At 31.0% G+C, this 18,084-nt stretch carries 17 protein-coding genes; 10 read left to right on the top strand and 7 right to left on the bottom strand.

The window, feature by feature from the left end; all coding sequences use genetic code 11:
• Positions 1-53: 53 nt before the first annotated feature.
• The 3 genes from Q0684_RS04340 to Q0684_RS04330 all read left to right on the top strand — a co-directional run bounded on the left by Q0684_RS04340 (position 54) and on the right by Q0684_RS04330 (position 5,201).
• Positions 54-1,217: a DegT/DnrJ/EryC1/StrS family aminotransferase gene (locus tag Q0684_RS04340; RefSeq protein WP_299012871.1), complete on the top strand. Its 1,164-nt coding sequence runs from the start codon at positions 54-56 to the stop codon at positions 1,215-1,217.
• A 2-nt stretch (positions 1,218-1,219) separates the two neighbouring features.
• Positions 1,220-2,230 carry a UDP-glucose 4-epimerase GalE gene (gene galE, locus Q0684_RS04335; RefSeq protein WP_299012869.1) on the top strand — a complete coding sequence of 337 codons (1,011 nt, stop codon included), beginning with the start codon at positions 1,220-1,222 and terminating at the stop codon, positions 2,228-2,230.
• 136 nt (positions 2,231-2,366) lie between these two features.
• Positions 2,367-5,201, top strand: coding sequence for a pitrilysin family protein (locus tag Q0684_RS04330; RefSeq protein WP_299012868.1), 2,835 nt, complete (start codon positions 2,367-2,369; stop codon positions 5,199-5,201).
• A gap of 147 nt (positions 5,202-5,348) precedes the next feature.
• Here Q0684_RS04330 and fabD read toward each other — a convergent pair whose 3' ends face one another.
• Positions 5,349-6,233: an ACP S-malonyltransferase gene (gene fabD / locus Q0684_RS04325; RefSeq protein ID WP_299012867.1), complete on the bottom strand. Its 885-nt coding sequence runs from the start codon at positions 6,231-6,233 to the stop codon at positions 5,349-5,351.
• Between the two features lie 347 nt (positions 6,234-6,580).
• Between fabD and Q0684_RS04320 the strand changes: the two genes are divergently transcribed.
• The 4 genes from Q0684_RS04320 to Q0684_RS04305 are packed head-to-tail and all read left to right on the top strand — an operon-like array spanning position 6,581 to position 11,209.
• Positions 6,581-8,458 carry a CocE/NonD family hydrolase gene (locus Q0684_RS04320; RefSeq protein WP_299012865.1) on the top strand — a complete coding sequence of 626 codons (1,878 nt, stop codon included), beginning with the start codon at positions 6,581-6,583 and terminating at the stop codon, positions 8,456-8,458.
• A gap of 37 nt (positions 8,459-8,495) precedes the next feature.
• Positions 8,496-10,313 carry a Xaa-Pro dipeptidyl-peptidase gene (locus Q0684_RS04315; RefSeq protein ID WP_299012863.1) on the top strand — a complete coding sequence of 606 codons (1,818 nt, stop codon included), beginning with the start codon at positions 8,496-8,498 and terminating at the stop codon, positions 10,311-10,313.
• 21 nt (positions 10,314-10,334) lie between these two features.
• Complete coding sequence (locus Q0684_RS04310; RefSeq protein ID WP_299012860.1) at positions 10,335-10,751, top strand: DUF4174 domain-containing protein; 417 nt, start codon at positions 10,335-10,337, stop codon at positions 10,749-10,751.
• The gene (locus Q0684_RS04305; RefSeq protein WP_299012853.1) at positions 10,748-11,209 is read left to right on the top strand and encodes a DUF4375 domain-containing protein; all 462 of its coding nucleotides are present in this window, start codon (positions 10,748-10,750) and stop codon (positions 11,207-11,209) included. The genes Q0684_RS04310 and Q0684_RS04305 overlap by 4 nt, the downstream gene beginning before the upstream one ends.
• A gap of 177 nt (positions 11,210-11,386) precedes the next feature.
• Here Q0684_RS04305 and Q0684_RS04300 read toward each other — a convergent pair whose 3' ends face one another.
• The gene (locus Q0684_RS04300; RefSeq protein ID WP_299012844.1) at positions 11,387-11,773 is read right to left on the bottom strand and encodes a nucleoside triphosphate pyrophosphohydrolase family protein; all 387 of its coding nucleotides are present in this window, start codon (positions 11,771-11,773) and stop codon (positions 11,387-11,389) included.
• A gap of 147 nt (positions 11,774-11,920) precedes the next feature.
• Between Q0684_RS04300 and Q0684_RS04295 the strand changes: the two genes are divergently transcribed.
• Entirely contained in the window at positions 11,921-12,124 is a 204-nt protein-coding gene (locus tag Q0684_RS04295) for a hypothetical protein (protein WP_299012841.1), read from the top strand.
• 60 nt (positions 12,125-12,184) lie between these two features.
• Here the strand turns inward: Q0684_RS04295 and Q0684_RS04290 are convergent, their stop codons facing one another.
• Both Q0684_RS04290 and Q0684_RS04285 read right to left on the bottom strand, forming a co-directional pair.
• Positions 12,185-12,943: a hypothetical protein gene (locus tag Q0684_RS04290; RefSeq protein ID WP_299012840.1), complete on the bottom strand. Its 759-nt coding sequence runs from the start codon at positions 12,941-12,943 to the stop codon at positions 12,185-12,187.
• Positions 12,940-13,500: a DNA-3-methyladenine glycosylase I gene (locus Q0684_RS04285; RefSeq protein ID WP_299012837.1), complete on the bottom strand. Its 561-nt coding sequence runs from the start codon at positions 13,498-13,500 to the stop codon at positions 12,940-12,942. Before Q0684_RS04285 ends, Q0684_RS04290 begins: the two co-directional genes overlap by 4 nt.
• Positions 13,501-13,708: 208 nt before the next feature.
• Between Q0684_RS04285 and Q0684_RS04280 the strand changes: the two genes are divergently transcribed.
• Positions 13,709-14,143, top strand: coding sequence for a DUF6146 family protein (locus Q0684_RS04280; protein ID WP_299012834.1), 435 nt, complete (start codon positions 13,709-13,711; stop codon positions 14,141-14,143).
• Here Q0684_RS04280 and Q0684_RS04275 read toward each other — a convergent pair.
• Complete coding sequence (locus tag Q0684_RS04275) at positions 14,140-14,628, bottom strand: dihydrofolate reductase (protein ID WP_299012829.1); 489 nt, start codon at positions 14,626-14,628, stop codon at positions 14,140-14,142. The two genes, Q0684_RS04280 and Q0684_RS04275, sit on opposite strands and share 4 nt — an antisense overlap.
• Before the next feature lie 316 nt (positions 14,629-14,944).
• Here Q0684_RS04275 and Q0684_RS04270 point away from each other — a divergent pair, with 316 nt between their 5' ends.
• Positions 14,945-15,241, top strand: a complete 297-nt coding sequence (locus Q0684_RS04270) for an isoamylase early set domain-containing protein (RefSeq protein WP_299012827.1) — start codon at positions 14,945-14,947, stop codon at positions 15,239-15,241.
• A gap of 76 nt (positions 15,242-15,317) precedes the next feature.
• Here the strand turns inward: Q0684_RS04270 and Q0684_RS04265 are convergent, their stop codons facing one another.
• Positions 15,318-16,142, bottom strand: coding sequence for a thymidylate synthase (locus Q0684_RS04265; RefSeq protein WP_299012825.1), 825 nt, complete (start codon positions 16,140-16,142; stop codon positions 15,318-15,320).
• A 162-nt stretch (positions 16,143-16,304) separates the two neighbouring features.
• Positions 16,305-18,074, bottom strand: a complete 1,770-nt coding sequence (locus Q0684_RS04260; protein WP_299012822.1) for a nucleoside transporter C-terminal domain-containing protein — start codon at positions 18,072-18,074, stop codon at positions 16,305-16,307.
• Positions 18,075-18,084 lie beyond the last annotated feature (10 nt).

The following is an 18,084-nucleotide window of genomic DNA, read 5'->3' as shown; positions in this document are numbered from 1 at the left end:
CAAAGATAAAGGAATTATATTGTATTTTTGAAATGTTAAAAAAACGCAACTTCATGAAAAAAATTCAGATGGTAGACCTACAAGGTCAATATGCAAAAATTAAAGATTCTGTTAACGATTCTATTCAACAGGTTTTAAACACATCTGCATATATAAACGGACCTTTAGTACACGAATTTCAGGCGGATTTAGAGAAATACCTAAATGTAAAACATGTAATTCCGTGTGCAAATGGTACAGATGCTTTGCAAATTGCAATGATGGGTTTAGGTCTAGAGCAAGGAGACGAAGTTATTACAGCAGATTTTACTTTTGCAGCCACTGTAGAAGTTATTGCTTTGTTAAAATTAACACCTGTATTAGTAGATGTAGAAAAAGATACTTTTAACATCAATATTGAAGCTTTAAAAAAGGCAATAACTCCAAAAACTAAAGCAATTGTACCCGTTCATTTATTTGGACAAGTAGCAAATATGGATGCTGTTATGGAAATTGCTAAAGACCACAATCTATTTGTAATTGAAGACAACGCACAAGCAATTGGCGCAAATTATACGTTTAAAGATGGTTCAAAAAAGAAAGCAGGTACTATAGGCAACGTAGGAACTACCTCTTTTTTTCCTTCTAAAAATTTAGGTTGCTATGGAGATGGTGGTGCAATTTTTACTAATGATGATGATTTAGCACACACCATTAGAGGAATTGTAAATCATGGAATGTACACCAGATATTATCATGACGTTGTTGGTGTAAACTCTAGGTTAGATGCTATACAAGCAGGAGTTTTAAAAGCAAAATTACCTAATTTAGATAGCTATTGTAATGCAAGAAGAAATGCGGCTCGTTTTTATAACAATGCATTTGCAAATAATAAAAATATAATTACACCAACTACAAAATCTAATGCAACAAATAGTTGTGGACAAATTTGCGATGTTTGTGATTGCCACGTTTTTCATCAATATACATTACAAATAACCAATGGCAAAAGAGATGATTTGCACCAACATTTGTTAGAAAAAGGAATTCCAAACGCCATTTATTATCCGGTTGCTTTGCATTCTCAAAAAGCATATAAAGATAATCGTTATAAAGAAAGTGACTTTCCTGTAACTAACGAATTGATAAAAACAGTAATTTCTCTACCAATGCATACAGAGTTAGCTACTGAACAATTAGAATTTATTACAAGCACCATTAACAATTTCATAAGCTAAAAATGAAAAAAATATTAGTTACAGGTGGTTTAGGTTTTATTGGTTCTCATACAGTTGTAGAACTACAAAATAAAGGTTTTGAAGTTGTTATTATTGATGATTTATCTAACACTACCTTAAAAGTTTTAGACAGTATTACAGAAATTACAGGAAAAAAACCGGAATTTCACCAGATAGATTTAAGAATTAAAAGTGATGTCAAATTTTTTTTTGACACGAATAAAATAGACGGAATTATACATTTTGCGGCATTTAAAGCCGTTGGAGAAAGTGTACAAAACCCATTAGATTATTACGAAAATAACATTGGCAGTTTAGTGTATATTCTTCAAGAAATGAGAAATAGAAAATTAGATAATTTTATTTTCTCTTCTTCTTGCACGGTTTATGGCCAAGCGGATGAACTACCAATTACAGAAAATGCTCCTGTTAAAAAAGCAGAATCTACCTATGGAAACACCAAGCAAATAGGAGAAGAAATTATACAAGAAACGTGTAAAGCACACGGATTAAATGCAATTGCTTTGCGTTATTTTAATCCTATTGGCGCACATGAATCTATTAAAATTGGCGAATTACCATTGGGTATTCCTCAAAATTTAATTCCGTTTGTAACACAAACTGCGGCAGGAATAAGAAAAGAACTTTCTGTTTTTGGTAATGATTACTCAACTGAAGACGGAACTGCCATTAGAGATTATATACATGTTGTAGATTTAGCAAAAGCTCATATTGCTGCGTTAAATAGATTAATAGAAAATAGAAATAAAGAAAAGTTTGAGTTTTTTAACGTAGGATCTGGCACAGGAAGTTCTGTTTTAGAGGTTATTAAAGCTTTTGAAAAAGCTTCTAAAAAACCTTTAAATTATAAAATTGTTGGCAGAAGAGAAGGAGATATTACTGCTGCTTATGCAGATACTACAATTGCCAATAAAGAATTAAACTGGAAAACAGAAAAGTCTTTAGATGAAGCCCTAGATTCTGCTTGGAAATGGCAACAGCAACAAAAATAGTAACTACCTAAAATACAGATACATTTAAACCTTAAAACAGATGCTTTTAAGGTTTATTTTTGCATTTTATTTAACAAAAATCTTAATTTTTATCATTGTCATTTTAGTAGTTTTAAAATCTAAAATCCACTTAATCATGAAGAATACATTTCTTGCTTTTTTAGCAATTCTTTTCCTATTTTCTTGCGCAAACTCATCCGAAGAAAAAACACCAGAACTTAGCATCAATTATAAAAAAATAGAACTAGAAAATGGTTTAGATGTAATCTTTCATGTAGATAAATCAGACCCGGTTGTTGCTGTAGAATTAATGGTACATGTGGGTTCTGCAAGAGAAATTGAAGGCAGAACAGGCTTTGCTCATTTATTTGAGCACTTATTATTCTTAGAAAGCGAAAATTTAGGAAAAGGCGGTTTAGATAAAATGAGTGCAAGAATTGGAGGTTCTGGCGCTAATGGATCTACTTCTAGAGACCGAACAAATTACTTACAAACTGTACCAAAAGATGCTTTAGAAAAAATGATTTGGGCAGAGGCAGACAAATTAGGATATTTTATAAACACAGTTACAGAACCTGTTTTAGCCAAAGAAAAACAAGTAGTTAAAAACGAAAAAAGACAAGGTGTAGACAATAGACCTTATGGGCATAATCAATATGTAATTGGTAAAAATCTGTATCCTAAAGACCATCCTTACAATTGGCAAGTAATTGGTTCTTTAGAAGATTTACAAAACGCAACCTTACAAGATGTAAAAAATTTCTTTAACAAATGGTATGTACCAAACAATGCTACTTTAGTTTTGTCTGGTGATTTAGATATTGAACAAGCTACAAAATGGGTTAAAAAATATTTTGATGAAATCCCTAAAGGGGAAGAAATAGCGCCTTTAGAAAAAAGATCCGGTTTTGTAAAAGAAACTAAAAAATTATACTACGAAGATAATTTTGCAAGAGTACCACAACTTACTATGGTTTGGCCTACTGTAGAAAGTTATCATAAAGATGCTTATGCGTTAGATGTATTAAGCGAATATTTAACAGACGGTAAATCTGCTCCTATGAATCAAGTTTTAATAGACGATTTAAAACTCACTTCTTTTACAGGAATGTTTAGCAGAAATTCTGAATTGGCAGGAGAAATTCAATTGTCTATAAGAGCTTTTAATAACAAAAAATTAGACGAAGTTTTAGCAGGAGTAGAAAAAGCTTTTGCAAAATTTGAAGCAGAAGGAATTTCAGAAAAAGATTTAAAAAGAATAAAAGCAGGCCAAGAAACAAATTTCTACAGGAGTTTATCTAGTGTTTTGGGTAAAGGAACAAATTTAGCGTCTTACAATACGTACACTGGTAATCCTGGTTTTGTAACTGAAGATATAAAAAACACATTAGGAGTTACAACACAAGATGTAATGCGCGTTTATAATACCTACATTAAAAACCAAAACTACATTGCTACTAGCTTTGTACCTAAAAATTCCAAAGAATTAGCACTTGACGGCTCTATATTAGCTGATGTTGTTGAAGAAAAAATTGTGGTTGGTGCAGAAGAAAGTTTTGACCCTAAAATTACAGCAACTTATACCAAAACACCATCATCTTTTAATAGAAGTGAAGAGCCTCCTTATGGTAAAACGCCTTCTTTAGCTGTTCCAAAAGTTTATGAAAATACCCTAGAAAATGGCTTAAAAATTTATGGTATAGAAAATGATGAAGTTCCTTTGGTTCGTTTTAATTTAACTATTGATGGTGGACAATTATTAGAAAGTATGGATAAGTTAGGGGTTGCCAACCTAACCGCAGAATTGTTAAATAAAGGCACAAAAAACAAAACGGTAAAAGAATTGGAAGAGGCTATACAAGAATTAGGTGCTTCTATTTTTGTGTATTCTGATAAAGAGAGCATTACAATTAGTGGTACTACTTTAGCCAAAAACTACACAAAAACTCTCGCTTTAGCAGAAGAAATGTTATTAGAGCCAAGGTTTGATGAAAAAGAGTTCAGCTTACTGAAAAAAGCAACTGTTACTAGTTTAAGACAGCAAGAGGCAAATCCAAATGCGGTGGCAAGAAATACGTATAATGAGTTAATTTACGGTAAAGAAAATATGAGGTCTAAAAATACTTTAGGTACAATTTCCTCTGTTAAATCGATAACTATTGAAGATGTAAAAAGTTTTTACAACAACTACATTTCGCCAAGTGTGGCAAAATTATTAGTTGTAGGTGCTATTTCTGAAGAAAATATAACTGCTTCTTTAAATGATTTAAATGAAAAATGGAAAGCTAAAAAAGTAACCATTCCTGAATATAAAACACCAGATGCACCAACAAAACCTGTAGTTTATTTTTATGATATACCCAATGCAAAACAATCTGTTTTACAATTTGGAGCCCCTGCTTTAGCAGCTACAGACAAAGATTTTTACCCAGCCTCTGTTATGAATTATATTTTAGGTGGTGGTGGTTTTGCTTCTCGATTAACACAAGAATTAAGAGAAGGAAAAGGGTACACCTATGGAATTCGTTCTAATTTTTCTGGCACAAAAGCAAAAGGAGCATTTACCATTTCTAGTGGCGTACGTTCTAACGTTACTTTAGAATCTGCGCAAGCTGTTAAAAAAATATTAGAAGATTATCCAGAAACATTTTCTGATAAAGATTTAGAAACTACCAAAAGTTTTTTAATTAAAAGTAATGCTAGAGCTTTTGAGACTGCTGGTGCTAAATTAAGAATGTTGTCTAACATTAGTAATTATAACATGAAAGCTGATTATGTTTCAGAAAGAGAAAAAGTAGTAAAAAATATGACTACAGATAGAATTAAAGAGTTAGCAAACAATTATGTAAACCCTAGTAAAATGATTTGGCTGGTTGTAGGTGATGCAGAAACGCAATTAGAAAGAATGAAAGAATTGGGTTATGGAGAACCAATTTTACTAAACAAAACGCAAGAGAAAATTAAGAATTAGGAATTAGTTTTAAGTTTTAAACAACAAAAAAAATCCCAATTTCAAATATGAAAATGGGATTTTTTCCTTGTTTCTTGTTTCTTGCCTCTTGATTCTTGATTCTTGATTATAAGTTCTTTTTTCCTTCCTACTGCTTCCTTCTAAAACCTATTCAATAACAGCGCCACTTGCGGCAACACTTCTATCTATTTTACGCATTAAACCTTGTAATACTTTACCAGGTCCAACTTCCACAAATTCTGTTCCACCATCTGCAATCATTGCTTGTACGCATTGTGTCCATTTTACAGGAGCAGTTAATTGAGCAATTAAGTTTTCTTTAATTTCTTCAGGATTTGTAACCGCTTTTGCCACCACATTTTGATACACAGCACAAGTTGGTTCGCTAAAAGTAGTTGCTTTAATTGCTGCAGCTAATTCTTCTCTTGCAGGTTCCATCATTGGCGAGTGAAATGCACCACCAACAGGCAACAATAAAGCTCTTCTTGCTCCCTTTTCAGTTAAAACTTCACAGGCTTTTTCTACAGCTTCAATTTCTCCTGAAATCACCAATTGCCCAGGACAATTGTAATTTGCTGCTACTACTACTCCATCAATTGCAGCACAAGTTTCTTCTACTACATTATCTTCTAAACCCAAAACAGCTGCCATTGTAGATTTTTGCACTTCGCAAGCCTTCTGCATGGCCAAAGCACGTTTAGAGACTAAAGTTAATCCGTCTTCAAAAGATAAAACACCATTTGCAACCAATGCAGATAATTCACCTAAAGAATGACCTGCAACCATTTCTGGCTGAAAAGAATCTCCTAAAACTTTTGCTAAAATTACAGAATGTAAAAAAATCGCAGGTTGTGTAACTTTTGTTTCTTTTAACTGTTCTGCAGTTCCTTCAAACATAATATCTGTAATAGAAAAACCTAAAATATCGTTTGCTTTTTCAAAATATTCTTGTGCTAAAGCAGATTTTTCATATAAATCTAACCCCATTCCAGAAAACTGTGCTCCTTGTCCAGGAAAAATATATGCTTTCATTTAAAATTATTTAATTGTTGTTCTAATTTACTTTTTTAATCAGCTGCGAAAATAATCATTTTTATTGGAAGCTATTTCTTAGTATTGATTTATCTTATTTCAAAAAGACGCAAGAATAATGCAATTCAGATAAAATAATATTTCTACTGTACTTTGTAATTTAAATGAAGTGAATATTAAGAACTATAAGTTTCACAATTCAATCTACTTTTTATAAAGTTTTATTTTAACAAATCCTTTTCTACTAACTCTGTTTTGTTTTGTAATTTTAGGCACTACAAAACAAACATCTTATGAAAAAAACACTCCTTAACTACTTTACTTGCCTATTTATTAGCGTTGTTTTTATGAATTGCACTGCAGATAAAACATCAGAAAAAAACAAAAAAGACACTTATGTTGTAGATAATTACACTAAAAAGGAAGTAGCCATTACAATGCGAGATGGTATTAAGTTGCACACTACTATTTATTCGCCTAAAGATACCTCTAAAAAATACCCAATTTTAATGCAAAGAACACCTTATAGTTCTGCGCCTTATGGGGAAGGAAAAATGAAAACAAAAATAGCCCCAAACGTGCATTTAATGAAAGAAGGTAATATTGTTGTTTACCAAGATGTGCGCGGGCGCTGGATGAGTGAAGGCGTTTACGATAACATGCGTGCTTATTTACCCAATAAAAAAGAAAACGAATCTGACGAAGTTTCTGACACCTATGACACTATTGATTGGCTGGTTAAAAATGTTAAAAACAACAATGGAAATGTTGGTACTTGGGGTATTTCTTATCCTGGCCATTATGCAACAGTATCTGCAATAGATGCACATCCTGCTTTAAAAGCGGCTTCTCCACAAGCTTGTATTGGCGATTTCTTTTTTGATGATTTTCATCATAATGGCGCATTTTTATTAAGCTATTTTAGAGCCATCTCTTTATTTGGCACTTATAAAGACACACCAACAGACGCTGCTTGGTATTCTTTCCCAAAAATGAACACACAAGATCAATATCAATTCTTTTTAGACAAGGGGCCTTTAAAGAACTTAAACGAGTTTTTTCAATATGAGAAATTAGATGTAAATGGAAAGGCTTCCAAAGAAAAAATAGATGATTTCTTTTGGAAAGAAATTACAGAACACCCAAATTACGATTCTGTTTGGCAAAGCAAAGGCATTATTCAGCACATGAATAAAGTACCAAGCTCTGTAGCAACCATGGTTGTTGGTGGTTGGTTTGATGCTGAAGATTTATACGGACCTTTAGAGACCTATAAAGGCATAGAAAAACATGGTAAAGACAATTACAATACGTTGGTTTTTGGTCCTTGGGATCATGGTAGATGGGCAAGTTCTGTGCAAAAAAACTATGTGGGTAATTATTATTTTGGCGATTCTATTTCTTTAAATTATCAGAAGGAAATAGAAACCAAATTTTTTAATCACTTTTTAAAAGGAACAGGAGATAAAAACTCTGGTTTGCCAGAAGCTTATGTTTTTGATTCTGGTAAAAAAGAATGGAAGTCTTATGATGCTTGGCCACCTAAAAATGTAGTAAAAGAAGATTGGTTTTTATCTGAAAATCAAGAATTAACGGCTAATAAAAAAGGAACAGCAAAAATTAATTTCATTAGTGATATAAAACGACCTGTGCCCTATTCTGAAGATATTAAAACGGTTTTTACACCACGTAAATACATGACAGACGACCAGCGTTTTGCTGCAAGAAGACCAGATGTATTGGTTTTTGAAACTGATATTTTAACTGAAGATTATACGCTTGCTGGAGATATTTTAGCGAAATTAAAAGTGGCTACAACAGGTACTGCATCAGATTGGATTGTAAAAGTAATAGACGTGCATCCATCTGACTTAGCAACCGATAAAGAAAATGACAAATTACAAGATCACTTAAAAATGAGTAACTACCATTTAATGGTTAGAAGTGAAGTTTTAAGAGGTCGATTTAGAAATAGTTTTGAGTTTCCAGAACCTTTTACACCGAACAAAAAAACAGCTGTAAACATTAAATTACAAGACGTTTTTCATACTTTTAAAAAAGGACATAAATTACAAATTCAAGTGCAAAGTACTTGGTTTCCGTTAATTGATTTGAATCCGCAAACGTATGTAGATAATATTTACAAAGCAGATGAAAAAGATTTTAAAACCCAAACACACAGTGTTTTTACAGACTCTAGTATAGAATTTACAGTATTAAAATAGTAGCTAAACTTCCGACTTTAGGAGAAAAACAATACAGATGAAAAAAATAATTTACATACTATTACTTACTTTTATTATTCAGGTATATGCTCAAGAAAAAGTAACACCTATTTTTAAAGACGGTGAAGCTCAAGTTGTAGAAAGTTTTAAAAATCCAGAAAATTGGATTCGCCATGATTTATGGGTAGAAACTGAATTTGATTCTGATGGTGATGGAAAATTAGACAGAATGCATGTGGCTGTAACAAGACCAAAACAAACAGAAACTGAAGGTTTAAAATTACCTGTAGTTTACGAATCTAGCCCATATTATGCAGGAGTAGCAAGAGGTGGTAAAGAATTATTTTGGAATGTAAAGCATGAATTAGGAGAAAAAATGCCAAAACCTGTGCATGTAGAAGTGCAAAGAACAGGTAAAAGACCCATTATTTCGAATTCTCAAATTAGAACTTGGGTTCCTAGAGGTTATATTGTGGTGCATTCTTCTTCCCCAGGAACTGGATTATCTGATGGTGCACCAACAGTTGGTGGAGATAATGAATCTTTAGCGCCAAAGGCTGTAATAGATTGGTTAAATGGCAGAGCTAAAGGTTTTTCTGAGAGAGAAGGAAACGAAAAAGTTACTGCGTTTTGGAGTACTGGAAAAGTAGGAATGACAGGTACTTCTTACAATGGAACAATCCCTTTAGCAGCAGCCACTACAGGTGTAGCTGGTTTAGAAGCTATTATACCTATTGCACCAAATACTTCTTACTATCACTATTACAGATCTAATGGTTTGGTGCGTTCTCCAGGTGGTTATTTAGGTGAAGATATAGATGTTTTGTACGATTTTATTCACAGTGGCAAAGAAGAAAATAGAGCTAGAAACAACCGCGTTGTAAGAGATACAGAATTGGCAAACGGAATGGATAGAGAAACTGGAGATTATAATGATTTTTGGGCAGGTAGAGATTATTTAAATGAAATGCAACCCATGAAAGCGGCCTTGTTAATGTCTCATGGTTTTAATGATTGGAATGTAATGCCAGAACACAGTTACAGAATCTATAAAAAAGCTACAGAAATGGGCTTACCTACTCAAATCTATTACCACCAAAATGGACATGGAGGACCACCAACAATTAAAATGATGAATAGGTGGTTTACCAAATATTTACATGGTGTTGCTAATAATGTAGAAAACGATGCTAAAGCTTGGATTGTTAGAGAAGATGACAGACAAAGTTCACCTACTGCTTATGAAAATTACCCAAATCCTGATGCACAAAATGTAACGCTATATTTAAGTGGAAATGCACCAGAAATTGGTACTTTAACTTTTAAACAAAATACAACAAAACAAAAAGAAACCTTAGTAGATAATTATTCTTTTTCTGCAGAAGCTTTGGCCCAGGCAGATTATACAAACCACCGTTTGTTATACGTTACACCAACTTTAAAAGAAGATGTACATATTTCTGGTATTTCAAGAATAACTATTAAAGCAGCCAGTTCTAAAGAGGCTGTAAATTTATCTGTATATCTGGTTTCTTTACCATGGAATAAAGGAAGAAGAACTAAAATAACAGATAATATTATTACGCGTGGTTGGGCAGATTTACAAAACTACAAATCACTTACAAAAAGTAAACCTTTAAAAGTAGGTAAGTTTTATGAAATGACTTTTGATTTACAACCTGATGACCAAATTATTAAAAAAGGACAACAAATTGGTTTGCTTATTTTTTCTAGTGATTCTGAATATACCTTACTACCAAAACCTGGTACAGAATTAACTGTAGATTTAACCAAAACTAAAATTACAATACCTATTGTTGGCGGTTTTAGTGCTTTTAAAAAAGCCATGGAATAAAGTAATATCAATTTAGTTTGAATGAAGTTAACAACACTCCTTTTATTTTTTAGTTTGATAAGTTTTGGACAGAATTTAACGAAACACAAATGGCAAAAAAGAGTGTTGTTGGTTTTTACTGAAGATAAAAATGATACTGATTTTAGAAACTATGTACTAGAAATTGATAAAAAACAACATCAATTTTTAGAAAGGAAATTAATACTATACAAGTTTAATACAACTTCTTATGGTGTTAATTTTGAAAGGGAATGGATTAACTCTTCTAATTTATATTCAACATTTATTTTAGAAAAAACAAAGTTTAAAACAATTTTAATAGGTTTAGACGGCGCTGTAAAACAAACAGCAAACAAGTTAATACCTTTAGACAATATTTTTACTAGTATAGATGGAATGCCAATGCGAAAAAGAGAACTAGAAAAAAACAAAAAATGACTTCTACAGAGATTGCTTTATTATTAAATAGTGACAGCGAAAAAATTACGCGTATTGGAGAAATCATCACAAAAAAAATTGCTAAAAGAGATGATTTTAGCAATTTAAATGATTTTGAAAAGAATTTTATCTATATCGATATTTTAGAAAACAATGTTACAGAAGGTGGTTTTATTCAGTTCTTTTTTGATTCTTCAGGGCAATTTACGCATGAAATTTTTCAGGCATATTTGGCAATAAAAGCAGAAAAAACTGTAGCTATTTTAACCAAGGCCATTTTCTTGTTTCCCGTAATTCCTGTTCCTAAAGATTTAAATACTAGAAGAAGTATTTTAATGGAAAAAGAAGCAAACATAGATTTATGGGACGATTTAGATGACGAATTCGAAAAATATGAAGATGATATTATTGCACTTACATTAGATTATGTTAGAGAAAATATCACTCATTTTGATTAAAATGCTAAAAAAATAATTTCAATCTAACTTCTGCAAAAAGGCTAAAAAAACTCTATTAAATATTACCTCTTTGCTATCCTGATTCTTGTATCTTGTTTCTTGAAATTTGTTTCCTGATTCCTGTCTCTTGTCTCTTGTCTCTTGTCTCATATATCCTGTATCTATAATCTAAGAAACTTACTGCTCTAAAATCTCTTTAATATTTGGTTTAAAATAATTGGGTCCTTTTAAAATTTTACCATCTTCTCTGTAAATAGGTTTGCCATCTTCTCCCAACTTGCTCATATTACTACGCTGAATTTCGTTGAACACTTCTTCTATTTTTTCTTGCATACCATGTTCTACAATTGTGCCGCATAAAATATATAGCATATCACCTAAAGCATCTGCAACTTCCACCAAATCGTTATTTTTAGCAGCTTCTAAATATTCTTCGTTTTCTTCTTTCATTAAATTAAAACGCAGTAAATTTCTATCTTCTCCTATAGATGCTGTTGGTTTGTGTTTTATTCCTGCACCAAAAGCCTTATGAAATTTTTGTACGGCAGCTATTTTATTTTTCATACTATTTTAATTATTAAAAGTTATTTAATTCGTAATTTCGTATTGTAAAATTTATATTATTTTTAGAAAGACAAAATAGCTCGATTTTTTAAAAATTTTATACTTTTTAATTAAATTTAATAAATAACTTATTAAGAATACGACCTTATGTTTTTAGCTTTTTTTACCACAGGAAGAATTATTTTTATGATATTTTTTATTGTTGCTTTTATTTCTTTAATGATTTATAGCTACAAAAAAGATGTTAAAAATCATAAACGTTACTATCAAAATTCAGGTAAAAAAGTATTACTTTATGGAGGTTTAATTGTTTTAATTTTTATGGCAATTCGTTTTTTTACGGGACATTAATTCACCTTCTCTAGCAATTTAAAATTGTAAAAATCTGCTTCATCAGCATAACAAAAAGCACTAATTTTTAGTTTTAACACTTTTAAAACGTGACCATGTTTTATTGTAAATTAAAAAATAAATTAAAAAACAGCTAATATCCAGTAAAAAATAGAACAAACTAATTCCGCTTGGTGGATTATTACTAGGTAAAAAATCAAACACATTAAACGCAAAAGCAGGCCAATACCAACAACCAAAGGCAGTTCCTCCAATTTCTAACAAGGCAACTACAATATACATGGTATAAAAATACAGTTTATCTTTAGGTCTTTTGTGTAGTAGTAAAAAGACGAAAAAGGTCATTACAAAACCAAAAACATCGGCAAAAAAAGCTAAATACACTGTTGCAAAAGCTATAATAATATAACTAAATAGTTGTTCTATTTCTTTGTGATATTTTCTTGCTAAAACGTCTTTGCTAAAAATAAAAACTCTACCATAAAGTGCTGCATGGCCCAGAGGTACATACCAAGGCACATTTCCTAATCTGTAGGTATACATATTTAAATAAACAGAAAAAAAATACTCTCCTAAAAGACCAATTATAACTGCAATTAGCATTAGTTTTCTAACCCTTGGAAAAGCCCTTTTGTACATCCAAAGAAAGCTGAACAATGCTAACATATTTATAGGCACTTGAGAATTTACATAGTTTTCTGTGAAATAAGTTCCATCAAAAAAAAGTATAAAAATAAAACCTATAAAAATGCCCACTTTTCTTAGAAAAACATAACCAAGTCTTTTTAAATCTTGTTTGGGTATTTGCAATATTTTCATAAAACAGGATATTTAAAACAGTTTTTTGTATGATCATTAACCATACCTATTGCTTGCATGTATGCATAGATAACTGTAGAACCAACAAATTTAAAACCTCTTTTTTTTAAGTCTTTAGATATTTTTTCTGATAATGTTGTTGTTGCAGGAACGTCTTCTCTATTTTCAAACTGATTTAAAATAGGTTTATCATTAACATAAGCCCAAATAAATTTAGAAAACGAGCCAAATTCTTCTTGAATCTGCATAAAAAGTTTTGCGTTTGTAATGGCACTTTTAATTTTTAATTTATTTCTTATGATACCTGCATCTTGTAATAAAGATTGGTATTTACTTTCTGGATATTTTGCTATTTTTCTGTAATCGAAATTATCAAATGCGTTTCTAAAATTTTCTCTTTTGTTTAAAATGGTAATCCAACTTAAGCCTGCTTGAAAAGTTTCTAGCAGTAAGAACTCAAACAAGGTTTTATCATCATAAACTGGCTTACCCCATTCATTATCGTGATACTCTTGGTATAATTTACTTGAGGTAACCCAAAAACATCTTTGTTTCATACTTTAATTTTAAAAAGCAAATTACTACTAAAAATCATAAAAAATCATCTATTTTTTTAAGTATTTTTCTATAAAAACTGGTTAACTAAATAAGCATACCTATTTACTAAATGAAAGTTTTATTTAGAAATACGGCTATATATTTAACAAAAATGAGGAAACACAAACTACAATTTCAATTCATAAAAATTTAATACCTTTAAGAATCATGAAAATTATAAAAAAACTTGTAACTTTTTTAATACTTGCCTTTATTTTTTGGTCTTGTTCAGGTTTACCAAAAAACAACCCAAAACTAACAAAAGAAGAACCTGTAGTAATTGCTAATGACAGTTTAGAGTATAAAATTATTATTATAGATATTGGCTTTAACAATTACTTAAATTCAATTGCACAACCAAAAGGTTTTTACAACCAAAACTATTTAGAAGCTAGAAATAGAGCTTGGGTAATTTCTTGGAATTTAAGAGCACAAAATCCATCGCGTTTTAATCAGAATATTTACGAAAACATCATCGATTATCAACCAAACATAGATTATGGTTATGATGTAAACTACAAATTATTCAATTACTTTTTATTTGCACAACAAAAATATAATATAAATTTAGGTGGTGGTTTTAGAACGAATAGAATAAATTAGTTTTTCTGATAAGAGATAAAACTGTAGTCGTATTTATTTTTGTCATCAGCTTTAAAATCTTCTCTTGCTGTTTCTTTCCAGATCTTTTTATTAATCTCAGGAAAATAAACATCTGCATCAAAGGCTTTATGCACCAATGTAATATCTAACTGATCTGCCAAATCTTTTGCCAACGTTTCTTTATAAATCTGAGCCCCACCAATTATAAATATTTGTTTTTGTGCTTTTGCTAACTCTAAAGCTTCCTCTAGGCTATGCGCAATTAAACAACCTTCTTCAAAATAATTTGTATTTCTAGTAATAATTATGGTAGTTCTATTTGGTAGTGGCTTGCCAATAGATTCAAATGTGTTTCTACCCATTATTATATAATTACCTGTGGTAACCTTTTTAAATCTCTTTAGGTCTGCAGGCAAGTGCCATATCAAATCGTTATTTTTACCAAGTGCATTATTTTCTGCAATAGCAGCAATTACGGTAATCATAGTTGTTTATTTTAAAAAACAAAAATAGCTGAAATGTTTTGAGAAATGTTCATTTTAACTATTTTTAAGAAAAATAAGTGGTCAAAGAGACCTATACCTGAGCAAAGTTACTGAAAATCAAGCTAAAAGAGAATTGCTAATTTTAAGAACATAGCAATAGAATACAAGAAAAATTACTAAATAAGAACTTTGTAAAGCTACAAATTGGTAAAGTGATAATTCTTTTATAAAACACTTAAATTCTGTTTGTTATGTTGAAGGTCTTCTTTAATTTTATCCTATATTAGATTTAATTAAGAGATAAAATTAAAAAATTATGGCTATTAAAAAACAATTTTTGAAGAGTAAACCTGTTTGTAAAGTAACGTTTACTGTACCCGCAGAAGAAGCTAAAACTGTTGCAGTTATAGGTAGTTTTAATGAATGGAACGCAAAAGCTACGCCATTAAAAAAGTTAAAAAACGGTACATTTAAAGGAACAGTAAATTTAGAAACAAATTCTTCTTACGAGTTTAGATATTTAATAGATGGTGCTTACGCAAATGAAACAGAAGCTGATGCTTTTGCTTGGAATGAATATGCTGGCGCAGAAAATAGTGTTTTATCTCTATAAAAAATTAAAATGACAGATATAAAAAACGCTTTAAGTTTTTAATTTAAAGCGTTTTCTATTTTATTGTATTCAGGTATTAAATTGCTACTTTACCTTTTATATGCGGATGTGGATTGTAATCTAATAATTCAAAATCGTTAAAGGTAAAATCTTCTATATTTTTTATTGCTGAATTAATTTTCATCTTTGGCAATGGCCTAATATCTCTAGACAATTGCAACTCTAATTGTTCTTTATGATTGTTGTAAATGTGTGCATCTCCAAAAGTGTGTATAAACTCTCCTGCTTCATAACCACAAACCTGAGCAATCATCATTGTAAACAAAGCATAAGATGCAATATTAAAAGGAACACCCAAAAATATATCTGCACTTCTTTGATACAATTGACAAGATAATTTTCCGTCTGAAACATAAAACTGAAAAAACGCATGGCAAGGTGGTAAAGCTGCTTTACCATTGGCTACATTTTCTGAAAAAGACACAGAAGTATCTGGCAAAACAGAGGGGTTCCAAGCAGAAACCAACATTCTTCTTGAGTTTGGGTTCGTTTTTAAAGTAGCAATAACTTCATTTAACTGATCTACCTCATCACTATTCCAATTGCGCCATTGATGCCCATAAACGGGACCTAAATTACCCTTTTCGTCTGCCCATTCATTCCAAATTCTTACACCATTTTCTTGTAAGTATTTAATATTAGTATTACCTTTTATAAACCAAAGTAATTCATATACAATACTTTTTAAGTGCAACTTTTTAGTAGTTACCATAGGAAATCCTTCACTTAAATCGAATCGCATTTGATAACCAAAAACACTTTTTGTACCTGTTCCTGTTCTATCGCCTTTTTCGTTTCCGTTTTCTAAAACGTGCTTTACTAAATCGTGATATTGTTTCATATTCCCATCTTAATCTTCCCTAAGGGAAGAAACACTCTTGTGTTTAGTTTGTTTGTAAATTTAAAAAATGACCGATAAAATTTAACTCTTTCAAACCATAATTTATCAATAGGTTATTAACTTTTTCCCCTTTGGTGAAATGTCTGAAAGACAATGGGGATATTAACCAATAATCATCCCTGCAATAGTTGCAGACATTAAAGAGGCAATTGTACCGCCTATTAAGGCTTTTATGCCAAATTCTGATAAGGTTTTACGTTGGCCGGGTGCTAAAGAACCAATACCACCAATTTGTATACCTATAGATGCAAAATTTGCAAAACCACAAAGCATGTAAGTGGCCATAATTACCGATTTATTATAGGTTAAATGCGTTGCATTAGCAACATCTTTAAGTTCTGCTAGCTGAATGTAGCCTATAAATTCACTAGCCGCTAATTTAATACCTAAAAGCTGCCCCATTAAAGTCATATCTACAGTTGGCACACCAATTAACCACATTAATGGTGCAAAAGCATAGCCCAATAAAAATTCTAAAGAAAGCTTTTCATATCTTGTATTTGCTACAATTATTTCGTTTAAAGAAGTTAGGTCTCCAATAAGACCTAAACCACCATTTATCATGGCAATTACTGCAACAAAAACTAGTAACATTGCACCAACATTAACCGCCAAACGCAAACCTTCTGTTGTACCATTTGCAATAGCATCTAGTATATTAGACCCAATTTTTTCTTGAGAAACGCTAACGTCTGTATTCACTTTTTCCGTTTGAGGATATAAAATTTTAGCTATTACAATTGCACCAGGTGCTGCCATAACAGAAGCTGCCAATAAGTGTTTTGCAAAAACCAATTCTAGCGCCTTGTCTCCACCACCTAAAAAACCAATATAAGCTGCTAAAACTGCACCAGCAACAGTGGCCATTCCACCAATCATCACCAATAACATTTCCGACTTATTCATTTTTTCTAAATACGCCTTAATTAATAATGGTGCTTCTGTTTGACCTAAGAAAATATTACCTGCTACAGATAAACTTTCCATACCAGAAATACCCAAAAACTTAGACAAACCAATGGCTAATATCTTTACAATCCACTGAATAATACCTAAATAAAATAATAAAGATGTTAATGCAGAGAAAAATATAATGGTTGGTAATACTTGAAAAGCAAAAATGTAACCAAAAGTATCCATATCTGCAATTAGGCCGTCAAATAAGAATTTACTACCCGCTTTTGTATATTCTAAAATCTCTATAAAAAGTTTTCCTACAAGCTCAAACGCTTTTTGTACAAATGATATTTTTAAAACACCTACAGCTATAATTAATTGCAAGGCTAAACCTATACCTACTTTTTTCCAATCTATAGCTTTTCTATTGGCACTAAACAAAAAAGCAATTATAATTAAAGAAAACATTCCTAATACACCTCTCCACAAAGTACGCATACTAAAACCTGCACTTGGTCTTATTTCTGCAGTATTCTTTAGTTTATCAGCTTCTAATTTTGCTTCCTCTTTCTCTACTTGTAGATTTTCTTTTTGTGCTACTTTGGTTTCTGGTATTGTACTTTTAACATATACCTGAGATTTTAAATTGTAGATAGTATCTCCTTCTGATAATATTAAATTAGCATCATTTAAGGAAACAATATTTAAATATTTTAATTGCTGTTTTGGCTGTAAAAAATTTAAAATAAGTAAATTATTCTGACGTATGTAAGACCCACTTGCTCTTTTATGATCTCCAAATGTTGGATACTCAAAATTACCATTGGAAAATGAAAATACTGGTGGTTTTTCTTGATCTATACTAGAAATATCTCCTGCCTTAATTACTGAGTTTACTAACCAATCTTGCTCCAAATCTTGAGCAAAAAACTGCGTAAACACCAAGCAAAAAAGTAGGACGAATTTTTTTTTCATGTTGCTATTT

Source organism: uncultured Polaribacter sp., from assembly GCF_947503875.1.
Taxonomy (GTDB): Bacteria; Bacteroidota; Bacteroidia; order Flavobacteriales; family Flavobacteriaceae; genus Polaribacter.
This window is presented reverse-complemented; position numbering and strand designations above follow the sequence as displayed.

Bases quoted from the DNA above. Each gene is read 5' to 3' on its own strand.
- Q0684_RS04285 (WP_299012837.1), bottom strand. From the start codon at position 13,500: ATGAAACAAAGATGTTTTTGGGTTACCTCAAGTAAATTATACCAAGAG.
- Q0684_RS04270 (WP_299012827.1), top strand. From the start codon at position 14,945: ATGGCTATTAAAAAACAATTTTTGAAGAGTAAACCTGTTTGTAAAGTA.
- Q0684_RS04310 (WP_299012860.1), top strand. From the start codon at position 10,335: ATGAAGTTAACAACACTCCTTTTATTTTTTAGTTTGATAAGTTTTGGA.
- Q0684_RS04315 (WP_299012863.1), top strand. From the start codon at position 8,496: ATGAAAAAAATAATTTACATACTATTACTTACTTTTATTATTCAGGTA.
- Q0684_RS04300 (WP_299012844.1), bottom strand. From the start codon at position 11,773: ATGAAAAATAAAATAGCTGCCGTACAAAAATTTCATAAGGCTTTTGGT.
- fabD (WP_299012867.1), bottom strand. From the start codon at position 6,233: ATGAAAGCATATATTTTTCCTGGACAAGGAGCACAGTTTTCTGGAATG.
- Q0684_RS04295 (WP_299012841.1), top strand. From the start codon at position 11,921: ATGTTTTTAGCTTTTTTTACCACAGGAAGAATTATTTTTATGATATTT.
- Q0684_RS04265 (WP_299012825.1), bottom strand. From the start codon at position 16,142: ATGAAACAATATCACGATTTAGTAAAGCACGTTTTAGAAAACGGAAAC.
- Q0684_RS04305 (WP_299012853.1), top strand. From the start codon at position 10,748: ATGACTTCTACAGAGATTGCTTTATTATTAAATAGTGACAGCGAAAAA.
- Q0684_RS04280 (WP_299012834.1), top strand. From the start codon at position 13,709: ATGAAAATTATAAAAAAACTTGTAACTTTTTTAATACTTGCCTTTATT.
- Q0684_RS04330 (WP_299012868.1), top strand. From the start codon at position 2,367: ATGAAGAATACATTTCTTGCTTTTTTAGCAATTCTTTTCCTATTTTCT.
- Q0684_RS04290 (WP_299012840.1), bottom strand. From the start codon at position 12,943: ATGAAAATATTGCAAATACCCAAACAAGATTTAAAAAGACTTGGTTAT.
- galE (WP_299012869.1), top strand. From the start codon at position 1,220: ATGAAAAAAATATTAGTTACAGGTGGTTTAGGTTTTATTGGTTCTCAT.
- Q0684_RS04275 (WP_299012829.1), bottom strand. From the start codon at position 14,628: ATGATTACCGTAATTGCTGCTATTGCAGAAAATAATGCACTTGGTAAA.
- Q0684_RS04320 (WP_299012865.1), top strand. From the start codon at position 6,581: ATGAATTGCACTGCAGATAAAACATCAGAAAAAAACAAAAAAGACACT.
- Q0684_RS04340 (WP_299012871.1), top strand. From the start codon at position 54: ATGAAAAAAATTCAGATGGTAGACCTACAAGGTCAATATGCAAAAATT.
- Q0684_RS04260 (WP_299012822.1), bottom strand. From the start codon at position 18,074: ATGAAAAAAAAATTCGTCCTACTTTTTTGCTTGGTGTTTACGCAGTTT.